This window comes from Acholeplasma granularum ATCC 19168, assembly GCF_000526235.1.
Taxonomy (GTDB): Bacteria; Bacillota_I; Bacilli_A; order Acholeplasmatales; family Acholeplasmataceae; genus Acholeplasma; species Acholeplasma granularum.
This window is the reverse complement of the sequence record NZ_JAFR01000009.1, coordinates 46846-65449: the sequence shown is the minus strand read 5'-3', so window position 1 is coordinate 65449 and position 18604 is coordinate 46846. Positions and strand designations below refer to the sequence as shown.

Genomic DNA, 18604 nt, shown 5'->3' with positions numbered 1-18604 from the left:
TTATTCCTTTACTTTCTTTAATTTTTGTAAGATATAACTGTTTTCATTATTATCTTTTTTATTTTTGGTTGCTTCAATATAGATATATGGTTCATTTAATAAATTTTTATATTCTTTATATACATTAGGAAAGCATATAAGATCTAAAACCTCATTAGAATTAAACTTAATAAAAGCCATATCATCGCCATTTTTGGTTTTAATAACTCTTATATCCTCGATATAACCAATTGTTTTTATAACATTCATATTAAGATTAATTGGCTTTATCTTATATTTTAACATGATTTTTCTTAAGCTATTATCAAGCGTATAGTTTAAATTAAATCCTAGTACTTCTAATTCTTTTTCTTTAAGTATATTAAATGGTAATTCATCTAATTCTATATGTTTATAATCATCTAAAAAGTTTTCAAAGCCTGACTGATTTAAATTGTTTTGATCAAGCAGAGTTGCTTTATTTAAACCAAATATATCTAGTGCCCCACCATATATTAAAACTTCAATATATTTTTCATTTAAAACCTGAGCAACTTTTGATTTGAAATCATTATAATCCTTAAATGGTCTAAGTTCAATTATTTTTTGTGTAATTGTATTACCAATTCCCTTTATTAAACTTAAAGGTGCTAAAATACCGTCTTTATAGGGTATAAATTCAGTTGTACTCACATTAATGTCTGGTCCATATACTTTAATATTTCTATTACTCATTTCATTTATTGAACTTTTTATCGAAGAGGTATTAGATACATTTTGAGACATTAATACGCTCATAAAGGATATGTAGTAATGAGTTTTTAAGTAAGCCATTTGATAGGCAACTAAAGCATAAGAGACACTATGGCTTCTATTAAATCCGTAGTCAGCAAACTTTTCTATATAATTATATATTTTAAGAGCTTGATCTTTATTTTTACCTAATTGACTTGATTTTTCTATAAATAATAGTTTTTCTTTTTCTATAATATCTCTGTTCTTTTTAGATATTGCCCGCCTTATTATATCTGCCTCGCTTAGACTATATCCTGCATAGAGTTGTAGAATATTCATGATTTGTTCTTGATAGACAATAATTCCGTATGTTGGTTCTAATATATGATCAATACTAGAATCTAGTAACTCATATTTTTTTCCATGTCTTCTTTCAATATAATCATCAATAAACTGCATAGGTCCAGGTCTATATAGCGCTAATATAGCAACTATATCTTCAAAATTAGAAGGTTTCAACTTCCTTAAGGTATTTTTCATACCTTGTGATTCTAATTGGAATACACCATCAACATCAACATTAGATAATAATTGATATGTTTTAGAATCATTTAAAGGAATCTCACTTAATTTAATTTTGTTATTTTCAAGTTTTAGTACTTGATCAATGATACTTAGATTTTTTAAACCTAGAAAATCTATTTTTAAGAAACCTAGTGATTCTAAGTCACTTGCTTCAAACTGCGATTGAAATATTGATTTTGGTCCGTTTGTTAACGGAATAAGGGTTGTTAAGTCATTTTTAGAAATAATAATACCTGCCGGATGTGTGCCTGTTTGTCTTGGTATACCTTCAATTAATTGTGCAATTCTTACAAGTTCCATTGCTTCAAGGTCACTTTCATCAAGTATTCCTTTTGAATGACTTGCAACAATTGCATTAATCCTTGATTGACTCATACCCATTTGTCTAGCAATATCTCGCATGGATGTTTTTGTTGTTAGATTTGTAAATGTGGATATAGTTACTACATGGTTTTTCCCGTATTTATTCTTTACATATTCAATAACTAAGTCTCTTTTATCATCTGGAAAGTCTAGATCTATATCGGGCATTGTTTTACGATCAATATTTAAAAATCTTTCAAACAAGAGATTATATTCTAAAGGATCAACTTCTGTAATTCCTAAACAGTATGCAACTAAACTACCTGCAGCACTACCTCGTCCTGGACCCACTAAAACATCATTTGTTTTTGCATATCTTACAAAATCATAAACTATTAAAAAATAGTCATCATAACCCATTTGATGAATTACATTTAGTTCATGATTTAATCGTTCTAAATATGCATGATATACTTTATTACTAACATTTTTTAATCTTTTTTTAAGTCCTAGTGTAGATAATGCATTTAAATATATATGGCTTTCAACATTATCTTTTGTAGGAAACTTTGGTAGTTCTTGTTGATTATTTAAATAGTTGTATTTGGTATTTGAAAAAACTTGTTTTAAATTATCAAATACAAAATTATAGTCTCTATAATGTTCTAACAATTCATCTTTTGATAAAAAATTTAAGTTGGTATGATCATCGGTATATGAACTATTATCTATTTTTCTAATTATTTCATATGATTTTTTATCATTTTTTTTAAAATAACTATTTTGATAAGTCGGTAGTAATTTTATTTTTAAGTTTTTAGCTATTTTAAATGTCAGTGGAGTAATATTAAATTCATATAATTCTGATTGGTTAGATATGCCTAAAAATAAATTATTTATTATATTCTTTAATTTAATCATCATATTTTCTATGATGGTCACATCATTGTAATTATGAGTAAATAGCACTTGTGTATTTGGAATAACTACAACCAAATGATTTAACTCATCTATAATATCCATTAACTTTAATTTTGGTTCCATTGAGATATAACTAGAAAGTTTAATTAAATATTCTAGTTCTTTGTCGTTTCTTGCATAAACTAATAGTTTAATTTTTGAATCCTCAAAGATTAAATTCATTTCAATGCCTAAAATTATTTTCATTTGATAGTCTTTACTTAAAACTAAAATCTTATATAGTGCATGTAGGTTATGATAATCAGTGATTGCTACAAAATCATGGTTACTATTTTTAGCATTATCAAAAATCACTTCTAAAGAAAGTGTGGATTTTAATATTGAATATGCACTTTGAGTATATAATGTACCAACCAAATTTATTAAACTACCTTTCTATATCATTATACATCAACTAGTAAAAAAGGATTTTTTAGATCCTTTTTAATCTACATTTCTGCAAATCTTTTTGCTTTTAATTTAATTTCTTCTGATTCTTTTCTAGAAGGCATTGAAGCTATTTTAATTCCCTCTTCAAAAAGGTTTAAACCTAAATCATTAACTCTATCTTGCCAATAATCCATCCATTCACCCTCACCCCAACCATAAGAGCCAAAGAGTAATAATGGTTTATCACCTAAAAGTGGTTCAACATCTTCATACCAAGGTAAAAATTCTTCTGGTTCTAATTCTTCAATACCCATGGATGGGCATCCAATAGCAATTTTATCATAATCTAAAATGTCATCTGGTAGGACTTCATCAATTTGTTTTAAGTCGCATTCAACACCAGCTTCTATAATGCCATCATAAATATTTTGAGCCATAACTTCGGTATTTCCTGTGCCACTCCAATAAACAACTAATATAGCCATTTTTTCATTCTCATTTCTAAAATATTTTATATTGTATTTATTATACTAAAAATATTAGAATTTTTCATGTTTTTTCCGGTAAATGTAATAGCTTAAGACAATAAGTATTATTCCAATTGCTCCACTGATATAAAATATATAATCTATTACATATTTGGAATCATTAATAGTTATTAAAACTTTCAATTCACTATAATTGCCAGAACTATCATGTACATAAAATATGACTTCATAATGTCCATTTATATTTGTAGGTAAATATGTTGGATTCATTTTTACATGATTAATTAAATCCTTATCATAATTATCAGAAACATCAACATATTTTTTATAATCAAATGCATCTCCTTTATTTAAAATAATTGTTTGGACATTTATATTAGGTGGTTCATAATCATTTAAATAAACATAAAGGATTTCAGATGTCTCGTTATTTGAACTATCTTTTAATTTATAAATAACTTTATAAAGTCCTATCTTAGAAAAGTTAATTTGGGATTCAATTCTAAGATTATCAAGTGTTAAAGTTTTATCATAGTAATCATATATTTTTTCAACATAATCCAGATAATTAATTTCTTCTGTGCCATATGGTACATATATTTGTCTTGTAGTTAAAAAGATTTCAGGATAGTCCTGGTCAATTATTTTTAGTGTTAAATATTTATTTGTTTGATTATTTTGTTGATCGATTGCTGTCACTTTAATTTGGTGTTGTCCTGTTAAGCTATAATCAATATGACTATCGTCTATAATTAAGTTTAAAGTTTTATCATAGTTATCAGATACTTTAATGAGTTCATTATAATTAGGTCTAGAATAATTTGTTATGACTTCCACTTCTTTAAACTCTAGTATGGGTGGTATAGTATCAACTACATCGACTAATATTGGATATTCAATTTCGTTTTTTGCCTGATCTTTTACTTTAATTATTATTCTATAAGTATCCACAACCTTCATATTAATAGTGCCTGTTTTAGTAATTGTTAAATGATTATAATCATCATAATTATCCGTTATTAATAAGTAATCATATATATAAGGTTCCAGTGTGTTTACATCTACTTTAATTGGTTTAATCAACTCAATCTTAGGTGGTTCTAAATCAAGTACTTTAACATTTAATTTTGCAGTTCCTTTTAATCCGTTTGAATCAGTTACTGAATATATAACCTCATAATTTCCTAAAAAATCAGACTCTATAAAACTTTCTATTTTAACATCATCTATACTTATATTATCTATATTGTCTTCGACTCTAGAAATGTAACCCTTTAGTGTTTCAATTGATATTTCATCTTTATAGTTTATATTAATTAAATTAATTTTTAAGTGAATGATGGGTGCATTATTATCTTTAATTATGACATTAAATGTTTTAATTGTCTCATTTCCTGATTGATCGCTTGCTATGATTTGTGCACTATAAGTTCCTTCAACATCATAATTTATTAAATGATCATCTATTTTAATATTTAATACTTTATCATAATTATCTGTTACTGTAAAATATTTATCTATATCAATTTTTTCACCCATATTCAGTTCTATTTGCATCTTTTGATTAATTATTGGTTTTTGTTTATCCACAACCTGTATTTTTTGAATAAATTTCGCCTGATTTAAACTCAAATCTGTTACTGTATATAAAACCTCATATTCTCCAACACTAGATAATTGAACGTTGGATGAATGAATTGATAGATTTAAATCCTTAAAACTATCATAATTATCTTTATAAGTAATGAGTGATTTATAATCTAATTGTTTAGTTCCTACATCAACTTCTATCATAGGTTCACCTATTATTTCAGGAGCTAAATTGTCATATACAACAAATGAAATGGGCACATCACTTTCAAATCCTAAACTTGGAAAATGAGCCCTGTACCAAACAGTATATGTTCCTATCACATTCGTTCTTATGACACTAAACGATGTATAATTAATTTCATATTCATAGAACATTAATCTATCATTTGCTAACTTATTATCTAGATAAATACTTGCCTGTGGTAGGTTCTTATAATCTTCTAAAGATTCCCCTAAGGGAATATTTACTACTTCGTTTGTCCATATGATTGCAACATTCATTAATAAATTTAAAAAAGACAACATCTTATCACCTCATACATATAGTAGGTTTGATGTTGTCTTTTAACTTTTATTTTATATTAAAAATTAAATTCTTTAGATTTTTCTTCTAGGAACTGATTTTTATAGAGTTCAAAATATGCGCCACGCTTTTCTAATAACTCTTTATGCGTTCCCATTTCAGTGATTTTACCGCCATCTAACATGACAATTAAATCTGATTCAACGATCGTTGATAAACGGTGAGCAACTATTAAGCTTGTACGTCCATTTAGTAAAGATTTGGTAGCATTTTGAATAAGTGATTCAGCCTCACTATCAATTGATGATGTTGCCTCATCTAAAATAAGTATTTTAGGTTGTGCAAGAATTGCACGAGCAAAAGATATCAGTTGTTTTTGTCCCATGGATAATAAATTACCACCTTCACCAACATTTGTTAAATAACCATTTTCTAGCTTCTCAACAAATGGGTGTAGGCCGATTGCTTTACTTGCATTTATGACTTCTTCATCTGTAGCATCTAATCTACCATATCTAATATTTTCTAATATGTTTGTAGAAAATAGATGTGGAGATTGTAGTACATATCCTAGTTTTTCATGAAGCCATGAGATACTTCTTGTTCTGTAATCTTTACCATCAAGTAATATATTTCCTGAAATGGGTTCATAAAATCTTGATGTTAGGTTTACAATTGTTGTTTTACCACTTCCTGTATGCCCTACTAGTGCTACACTCATACCTGCTTTAATTTTTAAATTGAAATTATCTAAAATTATTTCGTTTTCATTATAGTAGAATGTCACATCTTTAAACTCTATATCACCTTTTAAATCTTCCCAGTTTTCTTTCTTTTTATTAAACCAGTCTCCGTATATTTTAGTTACTTCTTCATTATCTTTAATCGTTGATTCTGTTTCTATTAATTCGATTATACGTTCAGCACTTGCTTGTGCTTGTTGAAGTTGTGATATGAAATTTGAAAGGTTAATAATTGGATCAAAGAAACTTATAGTTGAACGTATAAATAAATATAATACACCAATCGCAATTGCACCACTTAGTGTAAAGTGTGTTCCAGTATACATAACAACCGCAACAAATATGTAACATGCAAGTAATAAAACTGCAGAATACATTGCTGATAAGCCGTTTGCTCTTACACTTGCTTTATACATTTTATCTGCAACCTGATTAAATTCATATAAGTTTTCAGTTTCAATTACAAGGGATTTAGAGGTTTTAGCTCCGTGGAAACTTTCAGAATATTTTGCTGTAATCTCGCTGTTATAGTGTCTTGCTTGACGATGTCTAAGTAATACTTTTTTTCTAAATAATACAGTAACTAATAACATCATAGGTATTGCAAGTGTAACAATTATAGCTAATTTCCAATAGTAAAAGTATAGGACAATTAATGTGAAGATCATTAATAAAACAGACCAAATTACATCAACAATACCCCAAGAAATAATATTGGCAAGTCTTTTGGAGTCACTAGTCATACGTGCCATAATCCAGCCTTGAGGGGTTTTATCATAATATGAAAATGGTAGTCTTTGTAGTGTTTTGAATGCTTCTTTCCTTAAATTATAGTTTACATTCGCCTCAATTTTTCCACCATGATATATAAAGCCCCACACACCAATACCAAAACCTAGTGCAATTAAAACATTTAATATTGTGTAAATTGTAAAATGCTCATAATTATTATTTGTAATAAATTCATCAAGTGCATATTGTTGTACAACAATAGTTAGTGCATCAAGTGCTGCTACAAATACACCAAATCCTATCATTGTGTAAAAAGATTTTTTATTTTTTAAAATTACTTTAAAGAGTTTTCCCCAAACCGGAAGTGAAACTTTCTTTAACTCATTTTCTTGATCTTGATCATGCATGGTGTTTCTCCTCCTTTACTAAGTTTAGGAATTCTTCTTCTAGTTTTCCTTGTATACCCCATAACTTTTTATATAGCCCATCTTTAGTAGATAATTCCTTATGTGTTCCAATTGCTTCAATCATACCATTATTAATTACAATAATACGGTCAGCTTCTTTAGCTGTTGTTATTCTGTGTGTAACAATAATATTAGTTGATTGGTTTGACTTTTCATATAAAGCACTTCGAATCATCATATCTGTTTTATTGTCAACTGCTGATAGTGCATCATCAAAAATAAGAATTGGTTTTTCACTAATTAACACACGAGCAATAGCAACCCTTTGCTTTTGTCCGCCAGATAGTGTTGTACCTTTTTCACCAACCATCGTTTCATAACCTTTTTTAAATGTATGGATATCATTATCTAGTGCTGCTGTTTGAGCTGCACTAATAATTTTATCTTTACTTGCTTGTCTATTTGTAATGGCTATATTTTCATATACACTTCTTGAATATAAAAACGGATCTTGTAAGACAGCACCAATTGCTTTTCTAATGTGTTGCTTTTTAATATCACTTAACTCGGTACCATCAATCGTAATGGAACCTTCATAAGGATACATACGCATAAGTAAATTAATAATAGTTGTTTTACCACTACCTGTTTTTCCAATAAATGCAACCGTTTGTCCGGGTAATATTTCAAAATTAACGTCTTTTAGTAAATAGTTTTGGTCATCATCAAATTTAAAACTTACATTGTTAAATATAATATGTCCTTTGATTTCAGGTTCTAATGTACCATCAACTTCATATTCTTGTTTTTCTTCAAAAATATGATTAATTCTTCCAATTGCAACAAATGCTTTTGTAAATTCATTAATAAGTCTACCTAGTCCTCTTATTGGCCACACAAGAAGTCCAATAAGCATGAGTGATGCTACAAAACTAGCACCGTCCATCGTTCCATTTCGAACAAAGGAAATCGCTAATACCGTTACAAGTGCATACTGAGTCATTGATACAAAATCCATGCTTCCCCAATAAAATGCGACTACTTTGTTTGCTCTAATATTACTGTTTGTAAATTGTAGGTTTTTTTCTTCCATTTTTTCAATTTCAAAAGGTTCATTAGCAAAAGCTTTAACAACTTTAGATGCAGATATATTTTCTTGAATAGTTGTCATCATTTCAGATTCATCATGTTCAACTTTCTCAAATATCTTTTCAATCTTCATAAAATAGAAAATTGATGAGATTGCATATAATGGTATAACTGCCAAACAAACCCACATAATTGTTGTATTAATATAATACATTTGGAATACACCACTCAGTAAAGATGAAACAAGACCAACAAGTTGCATCATTTGTAAAACGATAAATCCTGTAGTGGTTTCAACATCTGATGTGACTCTTTGTATCAAGTCCCCACTATCTGAATTGTTATGATATTTGTAACTTAAGTTTTGAATATGATCATATAACCTAACTCTTAAGTTTTTAGCAATATTTTCTTGAATTTTACCTCTTAAATATAATTCAAAATACATCATTAAATATCTAATTGCTTGGAAAAATACAAGTGATATTGCAATCAATAATATAATTTCTATTACATTACTTCCTGAATCAAAAAAATTAGTTACCACTTTAGGTAAATTAACTGGTTTTATATTAGGATTTAATGGATCTAATTCTACATATAGTGTTCGAATTAAATACTGAGTAAATAGTGGTACATAAGAATATGTGAACCTATGAAAAATGGTTAATAATATGAGTACGATATAGCCCCATATATGGCCTTTAGCTAGTTTCATTAGTGATATAAATTTCATGAAAGTTCTCCTAAACTGTTAATTTTAAAAGAAAAAGAGGGCATATGCCCTCTTATAAATTACATATAAAAATATGCTTAAATAGATGAAGGGCATAATAAATAAAAATTGCCTTCATTATAGTTTCTAAGTAATTATGATACCTCGATCTATAATGAAATGGTGGTTTTTTGTAGATTTCATTTTTACCTCCTTCTTCATTTTAAAAAATATATTATTTTTCTAATCCTTAATATTGTATCACAGTTTTTTTAATTTAACTTAAAATAGTCATTACATCCATCATTTTTCTAAAAGCTAGTTGATTGAGTGTTGTTGCATCCTTATAAAAGCCTTGTTGGGTAAATGTTTCATTGCCTTCTTCATACCAAAACATTAAGTAATCTAATCTGTCAGGAATATCATGTGTTTTTAATACTTGATTTTTTATAAAGTTGGGTCCTTCATGATCTTTATTATAATATTTACTTTCTAAGTATTTTATTATCACCTCTAAATTTATATTTATATTTACTGGATGATTTTTAAGTAACTTTTCTAAAGATCTATGATTTCTTAATTTATTTAAAGTGAATAGTGAAAGCTCAAAATATAATATATCATGAGTTTCTTTATCCTTTAAAATTTGATAAGCCTCATCATATTTCATATTTAAATAATGATGTTTCGCCTTTAAGAAGTCTTCTTGATGTTTTTCAAAATGTCTTGAGTTTTCTAGTTTTTCAACTAATTGATCAAACGTTAAAAATGGTAAGAAATATAGTAGATACATATATTTAATATCATGGGTAATATGGTAATGTTCATCATTAATGAGTGATTTTCTTAATTTTTCATAATTTAGAATAATATATGTATGGTGATTCATCATACATGCTAATTTAATTAATTGAGACTTAATTAAAATACTTAATTTGTTATGATCATATTTATCTTTTGACATTTGAAGTGTTTCAAATGCATCTTTAATTCTGCCATCATTAATTAATATTTGACTAGTTAAATATAAATAAAACATTAATTCTACGTTATTAAAATTCTTAATATATGGATTTAATTTAAAGTATTCTTTTTTAGCTTGTTTAAAATTTTTTATAGAAACTAAGTATCCAAAATAACAAAGTTTACTGTAATAATCAAATGCTTTGAATTGTGTTTCATCCATTAAATTAGATGTATTATAAAAAAGTACTTCAATCATATCATCCATTAGTGTATCTGATTTACTTTTATCCAGTGATAAGTCTATATTATATTTTTCTTGAAACTGTAGTAGATATTTATCTGATGGTCTAATTAAATTGTTTTCAACTTTAGATAAATAGCTTATACTACAAATGTTTTCTGCCCCTTCTTCTAGTGTTAAACTTAACTTTAACCGATGATGTTTTAGCATTGAACCTATATTATCAGTTGTATATCTGGGTAAATGCTTCCTAAGTCTAATTTGATTTTGTAAATATTTTGTATGTATAAACATGTTTTTAATATCCCCTTTGTTAATTTTTTTATATTATAAAGGAATCATGTTTTTAAATCTAGCAGTTTTTTCATGGAAATATAAAAAGGTGAATATAATCATTTTTTGATTATATTCACCCTTTAATTTCATTTTTAAAAAATGGACATATTGACTGCATTTTACATTCATCACACTTAGGTTTTCTAGCTGTACAATGATAACGTCCAAAGAAAATTAGTTGATGGTGTAGCTTATGCCAAAGTTCTTTGGGGAATTGTTTATTTAATTTCATTTCAACTTGATATGCATCATCACTATCAAGTGCCAAACCTAATCTTTTTGATATTCTTAAAATATGTGTATCTACTGCTAGTGCAGGTACATTAAAGGCATTAGATAAAACTACATTAGCTGTTTTTCTACCAACACCTGGTAAGGATTCTAAACTTTGTCTGTTATTTGGTACCTCACCATTAAATTCTTCTACTAATTTTTTTGATAAGTTAATGATATTTTTTGCTTTTGTTTTATATAAACCAATGGATTGAATGATTTGCATCACATCATTAAGCTCTGCATTCATTAGCTCATATGGTGATTTATATTTACTAAATAACTCTTTAGTAACTTTATTTACTGCGATATCTGTTGTTTGAGCAGATAAGACAACAGCAACTAAAAGTTCAAAGTTATTTGTAAAATCGAGTTCGGCTTTTGCATCTGGAAAAAGTTCTTCTAAATAGTTACTAAAAAATATTCTTTGACTTTTGGTCATTTATATTGCCTTAAAAATTGCATCAATGACTTGATCAGCTTTTTCATCAATTGGGTTACTTTTGAGTTTTTCTCTATTTAAGTTTCTTTCTAAAAATTTAATTGAAAATCTTCCTGATGGTCCTAATTCTTCTATTTTAGAAATAATTGATTCATGGGTATAAAGGGATTCATCATACCAAGAACGAATAATTTCTAATTCCATACTTGATAATGCTTTGCCTAGATGTTGTTCTAACATTTCAATAGTCGTTGAAATCTTAGATTCATTCTTTTCTTGTTTGATTTGTTCTAAATCAGATTCATATAATTCTGTAATTTTTTTAAATGTTCCTGTTAAATCAAAAACCTCAACTTCCTTTTCATTTCTAGTCTCTAGATTTAAATTTAAAAAACCTTTATTAATTAATTTATCTACTGCTTTTCCAATATCATTACTAGATAGTTCGATTTTTCTTGAAATACTTAAAATTGAAAATGTACGTCTTTTATAATTTTGGAAGAGCGTCTTTAAAACAACCACTTCATTAGGGCTTAATTTTAGTCTTTTACTTTCTTTAGTTAATAGTGCATCGATTTCTAGAAAATGATCTTCATATAGTTTTTGAATCATGGGTTATACACGCTCCTTAACCACTTTTGATAGAGCTTCTTTAGCAGCATTTTGTTCGGCTTCTTTTGTTGAAGATCCATTACCATAACCAAGTAAGATGTCTCCTTCAAGATAGACCTCAGATTTAAAGGTTGGTTTATGTGATGGACCACCGGTTTTAAATGTTTTATAGGTTAAACTTTTTCTTTCAAGTTGAATAAATTCTTGAAGCTGTGTTTTATAATCTTTTATATTTTCAACTAATTTTAAATTAGGAATCACAACATTTAAAAAAACTTTATACGTTTCTTTAAAGCCTAAATCTAAGTACATTGCTCCAAAAAGCGCTTCAAAAGCATCTGCTATCATACTAGGCTTTGGAGTGGTTTCTCCATTACCTAGTTTCATATAGTTAGTCAAATCTAATTTTTGAGCATACAAAACAAGTGCTTCTTCACGCACACTTTGAGCACGTCTTTTTGTAAGAATACCTTGATCAGATAAATCATTATTAAATAAGTATGTACTCATCATTAATTCAATTACTGCATCTCCTAAAAACTCTAATCGCTCGTTATGTTCTGTTTGATTTTCATGTGCATAAGATGTGTGGGTGAGTGCTTTAACATATATTTCTGTGTTTTTAGGTTTGATGTTTAGTTTATTAAATAACTCATTCATCTTTGTTTCCCAAAACCTTTTTAACTTTACCAATTACATCTTGACTAACCATAGTTTTTGCTTGTCTAATTGCATTCATAAATGCATATGCATTACTTGAACCATGTGCTTTAACTACAACTTTATCTAAACCTGATATTAATGCTCCACCAACTTCATCAGCAGACATTGATTTTTTAAAATTTTTAAGTGGTTTTTTTAAGAATAATACAGCTGCAAGCTTTGCCCAAAAACTTGATTTTATTTCTCGTTTTAATATTTGTCCTAAAGCCTTTGCAGTACCTTCCATAGTCTTCATTACAATATTTGCAGTAAATCCATCAGATACTATTACTTGTGCTTCTGAGGTTAATATTTCTTTAGGTTCCAAGTTACCATAGAAGTTTATTTCTGGATGAGCTTCTAATAAATTAAATGTTTGTTTATCTATTTCTCTACCTTTTCCTTTTTCAGTTCCAATATTAATAAGACCTACTTTAGGGTCTTTTACTCCGTAAACTTCTTTTAAAACAATCGTTGAAAACACAGCAAAATCTACTAAATGCTCAGGTTTGGCATCGATATTACCACCAGCGTCTAGTAGTATTGTTGGTTTACCAGCAACACTTGGAATCATCGGTGCAATCGCAACCCTACTCATTTCCTTCATAGGTCTTATCATAAAAAATGATGCAAAAATAAGTGCTTGTGTTGGACCAGCACTTACAAGCCCATCTGAAAGTCCTTCTTTGACGTGATTTATTGCCATTAACATAGATGTATCTTTATCTTCTCTTAATGTATGACGTCCAATATCTTTAACACCCATGTCAAAATATTTTGGTGTGTGAACAACTTTTAATCTAGGATGTTCAATCAAAAATGGTTTCATTTTTGACTCATCACCAAAGATTGTAAGTTCGATATCATCAAAAGTTTTTAATGCTAAAATTGATCCTTCAACGATTTCTTTTGGGGCATAATCTCCACCCATTCCATCGATTGCTAATTTTATCATATACATTACCTCTATTCTTGTTATATTGATTATATCACTATATTAGAAATTAGTTTTTTCAAATAGGTATATTTATCAATATTTTTTTTATAGTATTTTACATCAGGTATAAGTTCTTGAAGAATTTTTAAATCCGTTTTTAAGTCTAGATATTTAAAATTAAATTGTCCGCTTTGTGTAATAGATGAAAATACTCCTGGTCCTCTAAGTTTCAAGTCATATAAACTTAAATTAAATCCATCATGGTGCTCTAATAATAATTTTAATCTTTCGGTATCTGTTTTACTTGAAACAAAGTAACAACTTCCGGATTTATTACCTCTACCCACACGTCCTCTTAATTGGTGAAGTTGAGATAATCCAAAGTATTCAGCACCCATAATTATAATTGTAGTTGCATTTTTTACATCAATTCCAACTTCTATAATTGTTGTTGAAAGCAGTATTCCTTTAGGATTATTCATAAAATCATCCATTATTGATTCTATTTCTTCAAATTTTAGTTGTCCATGAATTACATATAAATCAGCAGAATTAAAAAATGGTTCGAGTTTAGTAAATATACTATGAATAGAATGTTTAATACCTGCATCCATTATTGCAGGTACTACAATAAAGCTTTGTTCAAATTTTATTTGTGTATCCTTTAAAATTGATATTACTTTATCAAATTTTTTATCATCTAATAAATAACTTTTTATTGGTGTTGTATTTCTTGGTTTTTCTTTAATATTTGACACATCTAAATCACCAAAAAAAGTTAGTGATAAACTCCTTGGAATTGGCGTTGCAGATAGATAAATTGTATCACCTGTAATTACTTTTTTAATTAAATTATCCCTTAAATCTACACCAAATTTATGCTGTTCATCAATTATAGCTAATCCGAGATTATTAAAAATTGTTTGATCAGAGGATAATATGTGCGTTCCAAAAATAATTTTTGTATCGCCTGTTTCTAATTTTTTTAATATGTCATTTTTATTTTTAATTGAAGATGTAAGTAGTTCTGATTTAATATCAGGAAAATGATTCTTAAAATTTTCATGGTGTTGGCGTACTAATATTTCTGTTGGCGCTAAAAATGCTACTTGATATCCTGCTGAAATCATACCAAGTGCAGCAATAAATGTAACAAATGTCTTTCCTGTTCCTACATCTCCTTGAATAAGTCTGTATGTAGAATAATTTTGTTTATAATCTATAAATATATCATTGGTGGCTTCTTTTTGATCTTTTGTTAAATTATATGGTAACTTCTTGATTTGAAGTTTAACCCAATTAATATCATAGTTAATAGGTCCTCTTAATTTCCTTGGTGCTAAACTTAAGTGGTATTTTAATAAATGTAAAAATGCTTCTTCATATTTAAACCGGTTATAGGCATCATTTAACTCATTATAATCATATGGTAAATGCATGGTTTTAAGCGCTAATTTTCTATCCATTAAGTTATGTTTTTTTATTAATTTTGTAGGAAGTGTTTCATAAATTTCAACTAAATGATTCAGAAATATATTTTTAATGATGTTTGAAAATTTAGGATCACTTATATTTTCCATTTGATAAATTGGTTTAATATCAGGAACTTTTAAATTTGTTGATATATAATCAACGTTTATTTCATTGTAAAAAAGGTTATATTTTCCTTTAACTATAACCTCATCTCCTAATTTAAGTTGTTTTGTTAAATAGCTCCGTCCAAATATTGTTAAATTAACTTCATGTAAATCACTAGTTAATATACTTGTATGTATAATATGCACCTTTTTATGAGTTACTTCTAGTGATTTAGATATCTTACCAATTATAGTAGCTGTTTCTAAATGATTTAATGAATCAAATGATTTAACACGAAAATCACTATATGATTTAGGTAAATAATTAACTAAATCATATATGGAATAAATTCTTTGCTGATTCAGATATTTAACAATTTTTGGACCTATTAGAGGAACGTCAATTAGTTCTTTTTTCATAGATAAATTATACTACAAATCACTAGAAATGATAAGGTTTCATTTTATATATCAAATTTATATTATTAAAAAATATAAGTGTATAATATAATTGAAATAATAAATATATACACTTTATTTATTCATAATTATTTGAATCTTTATGTTTCTGTGGAGATGAAATGTTTATTTCAAATGATTTGGTAATATATCTAAAAATATAAAGAAAGGGGATTTACCATGGCTGCTCCAGTAAAACCAGCTTCAAAACAAGCTCCGGCTCCTAAAAAACCAGTTAAGAAATAACTTCTAGTTATTATCGTATTTATGTTATTTAAATATATAAGCGTATACTTCTCCAGTATACGCTTATTTTGTTTAGATATTTATTTTATATTTTCTTTGGAAATTTAGAATACTTTCTAGTTGAACCCTTCCATGTGTATCTTTATCTAAGATTACTTCTTTAGGTGTTTTATTCGTTATTAAATACTCATACTCATTTATTTTAAGTTCTGTTCGTGAATCTAGTATTTTTTTATGTAACATAGGTAGTAAATGCGCTTTATAGTCACTAACCATAGTACCTACAAAAAATTCAGCAACTGCACCTGATCCATATCCAAACATACCTACCTTATCTGAAGCTTTTAAATTGCCAAACTCAAATAATGCAATGAGTGATAAGAAAAGGGAGCCTGTATAAATATTTCCAATTTCTTTGTTGTATATAATAGCTTTATCAAAATTATTAAATAGTTGTGGATAAGTTGACTTTTCTGCAACCAACTCTAAACTTCTTAATCCTATTTTAGAATATGGAATATGAAATGTAAGTGCACTAAAATCTGAGATTGATGATTGAGTTTTTGTTAAATAGTCATTATATGTTTTTAAAAAGAATTTTTTATATTGTTCGTTAGAATATTGGCCATCAACCATAGCATAATCAGATCCATCTGGTCTCCAAAAATCATAGATATCTTCCGAATAGATTCCATATTCATTTTCTAGTACCATTATATTGGGATCTTTTGATACTAATATAGATACAGCACCTGCACCTTGAGTTGGTTCACCTGGTGATTCTAGACCGTATCTTGCAATATCAGATGCAAGTACTAAAACCTTTGAATTTGGGTTTTGTAATATATGACCTTTGGCAAAATATAGTGCTGCAGTTGTTGCATAACATGCTTGTTTTAATTCAACTGCTCTTACATCATTTCTTAATCCTAATATACTAATTAAATGTGTAGCTGCTGATTTTGAATAGTCTTGACCTGTTTCAGTTGTAAATAAAATTAAATCAATATCTTTAATATCTTCTTTTGTTAAATAATTTAGTGTTGCATTTGCTGCCATTGATACAATATCTTGATTCATTGGTACAACACTCATTTTATTAGTAAGTAAGCCTTTAGTATATTTTTCAGGTTCGACATTTCTTGCATAAGCTAATGTTTTTAAATCTAAATAATACTTTGGGGCATAAAAAGATATTTTATTTATTCCTATTTTCATGAATTACTCCTCATTTGAGTTTAAAACTTGTATATGAAATTATAACATAACTCTAAAGGGTTTTATAGATTATACATGTTATAATATTTTATTATGAGGTGAACTATGGAAACTAAATTAAAGAGTTTTTACAAGAAAACTGTTAAAGAAAGAAAATCTGCATTAAAAGATTTAAATCTTTATGATGATAACTTTGATTATAAATTAGATGATGATTCTTTTAATCATCTAATTGAAAACTATATTACAACTTATGAGGTTCCAATGGGTGTTGCACCTGATTTTTTAATCGATGGTAAAATATATCATATTCCGATGGCCACAGAAGAACCATCAGTCATTGCAGGTGCATCACATGCAGCTAAAATAATTAAAAGAAATGGTGGTTTCAAAGTTCTATCACTATCTCGATTAATGATCGGACAAATTATCTTTAAGGATGTAAAAAAAGCTAAAGATTTAATAGATTATTTAGAGACCCAGAAAGATACTTTTAAAAAAATTGCATATCAGGCCCATCCACAAATTCATAAACTGGGTGGTGGTTTAATTGATTTTAGAGTTGAAGATAAATCTCAAGGGTTTGTTTGTTTATACGCATCAATTAATACCTTAGATGCAATGGGTGCTAATACTATTAACACTATATTAGAAGCAATTTCAAATTATATTATTGTTAATTATCCTACTAAAATACTTATGAGTATATTATCTAATTTAAATGTTAATAGTTTAGTAAGCGTTCGTGTAACAATTGACCCTAGAAACTTAAAGTCTAGCTCAACAATACATCATGATATCGCAGATGCGTCCACCTATGCAAGTTTAGATCCGTACCGTGCAGCAACACATAATAAAGGTATTATGAATGGTGTAACTGCATTAATGCTTGCTACTGGAAATGATACTAGAAGTATTGAAGCCGCTGCTCATTCTTATGCTTCAATTACTGGAAGTTATAAACCTCTTTCAAAATGGTATGTTGAAGATAATTTATTGATTGGTGAAATTACAATTCCACTTGCTTTAGGTACTGTAGGCGGATCTATGGGTATTTTACCTAAAGTTAAACTCAGTCATAAAATATTAAATGTTTCATCAGCAAAAGAACTTATGTTTGTTGCAGCATCTTTAGGATTAGCCCAAAACTTTGCAGCACTTTATGCACTCACTACAGATGGCATAAATAAAGGACACATGCGCCTACATGCTAGAAATATAGCACTAGAAGCAGGTGCAAGTAATGAAAATATGAATGACGTTGTAGAGTATATGTTAAATGAAAAATCTATTACATTAGAAACTGCTAAAAAATATATTAATAAATCTTAAACAAAACAAGTGTAAACATAA

13 protein-coding genes are annotated in these 18604 nt (G+C 27.6%); 1 reads left to right on the top strand and 12 read right to left on the bottom strand.

The window, feature by feature from the left end:
• The 12 genes from dnaE to G324_RS0103965 form a co-directional block, all read right to left on the bottom strand.
• The gene (dnaE, locus tag G324_RS0104020) at positions 1-2940 is read right to left on the bottom strand and encodes a DNA polymerase III subunit alpha (protein ID WP_025725114.1); all 2940 of its coding nucleotides are present in this window, start codon (positions 2938-2940) and stop codon (positions 1-3) included.
• Between the two features lie 71 nt (positions 2941-3011).
• A complete protein-coding gene (locus G324_RS0104015) occupies positions 3012-3437 on the bottom strand; it encodes a flavodoxin (RefSeq protein WP_025725113.1) in 426 nt (141 codons plus the stop codon).
• A gap of 54 nt (positions 3438-3491) precedes the next feature.
• On the bottom strand, positions 3492-5558 hold the full coding sequence (locus tag G324_RS0104010) for a DUF5011/hyalin repeat domain-containing protein (RefSeq protein ID WP_025725112.1): 2067 nt from the start codon (positions 5556-5558) through the stop codon (positions 3492-3494).
• Between the two features lie 56 nt (positions 5559-5614).
• Entirely contained in the window at positions 5615-7438 is a 1824-nt protein-coding gene (locus G324_RS0104005) for an ABC transporter ATP-binding protein (protein WP_025725111.1), read from the bottom strand.
• On the bottom strand, positions 7431-9263 hold the full coding sequence (locus G324_RS07975) for an ABC transporter ATP-binding protein (protein ID WP_162146888.1): 1833 nt from the start codon (positions 9261-9263) through the stop codon (positions 7431-7433). Before G324_RS07975 ends, G324_RS0104005 begins: the two co-directional genes overlap by 8 nt.
• Before the next feature lie 256 nt (positions 9264-9519).
• A complete protein-coding gene (locus tag G324_RS0103995; protein WP_025725110.1) occupies positions 9520-10743 on the bottom strand; it encodes a helix-turn-helix domain-containing protein in 1224 nt (407 codons plus the stop codon).
• A gap of 115 nt (positions 10744-10858) precedes the next feature.
• Entirely contained in the window at positions 10859-11500 is a 642-nt protein-coding gene (nth, locus tag G324_RS0103990; RefSeq protein ID WP_162146887.1) for an endonuclease III, read from the bottom strand.
• A complete protein-coding gene (locus G324_RS0103985) occupies positions 11501-12112 on the bottom strand; it encodes a DnaD domain protein (RefSeq protein WP_025725108.1) in 612 nt (203 codons plus the stop codon).
• Between the two features lie 3 nt (positions 12113-12115).
• Positions 12116-12772 carry a ribonuclease III gene (rnc, locus tag G324_RS0103980; RefSeq protein ID WP_025725107.1) on the bottom strand — a complete coding sequence of 219 codons (657 nt, stop codon included), beginning with the start codon at positions 12770-12772 and terminating at the stop codon, positions 12116-12118.
• Entirely contained in the window at positions 12765-13769 is a 1005-nt protein-coding gene (gene plsX / locus G324_RS0103975; RefSeq protein WP_162146886.1) for a phosphate acyltransferase PlsX, read from the bottom strand. The genes rnc and plsX overlap by 8 nt, the downstream gene beginning before the upstream one ends.
• 29 nt (positions 13770-13798) lie before the next feature.
• The gene (locus tag G324_RS0103970) at positions 13799-15748 is read right to left on the bottom strand and encodes an ATP-dependent DNA helicase RecG (RefSeq protein ID WP_025725105.1); all 1950 of its coding nucleotides are present in this window, start codon (positions 15746-15748) and stop codon (positions 13799-13801) included.
• A 357-nt stretch (positions 15749-16105) separates the two neighbouring features.
• Complete coding sequence (locus G324_RS0103965; RefSeq protein ID WP_025725104.1) at positions 16106-17251, bottom strand: hydroxymethylglutaryl-CoA synthase; 1146 nt, start codon at positions 17249-17251, stop codon at positions 16106-16108.
• Positions 17252-17356: 105 nt separating this feature from the next.
• Here G324_RS0103965 and G324_RS0103960 point away from each other — a divergent pair, with 105 nt between their 5' ends.
• Positions 17357-18583, top strand: a complete 1227-nt coding sequence (locus G324_RS0103960) for a hydroxymethylglutaryl-CoA reductase, degradative (RefSeq protein WP_025725103.1) — start codon at positions 17357-17359, stop codon at positions 18581-18583.
• The last annotated feature ends 21 nt before the right edge of the window (positions 18584-18604 follow it).

Excerpts from the sequence above, each read along its gene's own strand:
- G324_RS0104015 (WP_025725113.1), bottom strand. The coding sequence starts at position 3,437 with ATGGCTATATTAGTTGTTTATTGGAGTGGCACAGGAAATACCGAAGTT.
- G324_RS0104010 (WP_025725112.1), bottom strand. The coding sequence starts at position 5,558 with ATGTTGTCTTTTTTAAATTTATTAATGAATGTTGCAATCATATGGACA.
- G324_RS0104005 (WP_025725111.1), bottom strand. The coding sequence starts at position 7,438 with ATGCATGATCAAGATCAAGAAAATGAGTTAAAGAAAGTTTCACTTCCG.
- G324_RS07975 (WP_162146888.1), bottom strand. The coding sequence starts at position 9,263 with ATGAAATTTATATCACTAATGAAACTAGCTAAAGGCCATATATGGGGC.
- G324_RS0103995 (WP_025725110.1), bottom strand. The coding sequence starts at position 10,743 with ATGTTTATACATACAAAATATTTACAAAATCAAATTAGACTTAGGAAG.
- nth (WP_162146887.1), bottom strand. The coding sequence starts at position 11,500 with ATGACCAAAAGTCAAAGAATATTTTTTAGTAACTATTTAGAAGAACTT.
- G324_RS0103985 (WP_025725108.1), bottom strand. The coding sequence starts at position 12,112 with ATGATTCAAAAACTATATGAAGATCATTTTCTAGAAATCGATGCACTA.
- rnc (WP_025725107.1), bottom strand. The coding sequence starts at position 12,772 with ATGAATGAGTTATTTAATAAACTAAACATCAAACCTAAAAACACAGAA.
- plsX (WP_162146886.1), bottom strand. The coding sequence starts at position 13,769 with ATGATAAAATTAGCAATCGATGGAATGGGTGGAGATTATGCCCCAAAA.
- G324_RS0103970 (WP_025725105.1), bottom strand. The coding sequence starts at position 15,748 with ATGAAAAAAGAACTAATTGACGTTCCTCTAATAGGTCCAAAAATTGTT.
- G324_RS0103965 (WP_025725104.1), bottom strand. The coding sequence starts at position 17,251 with ATGAAAATAGGAATAAATAAAATATCTTTTTATGCCCCAAAGTATTAT.
- G324_RS0103960 (WP_025725103.1), top strand. The coding sequence starts at position 17,357 with ATGGAAACTAAATTAAAGAGTTTTTACAAGAAAACTGTTAAAGAAAGA.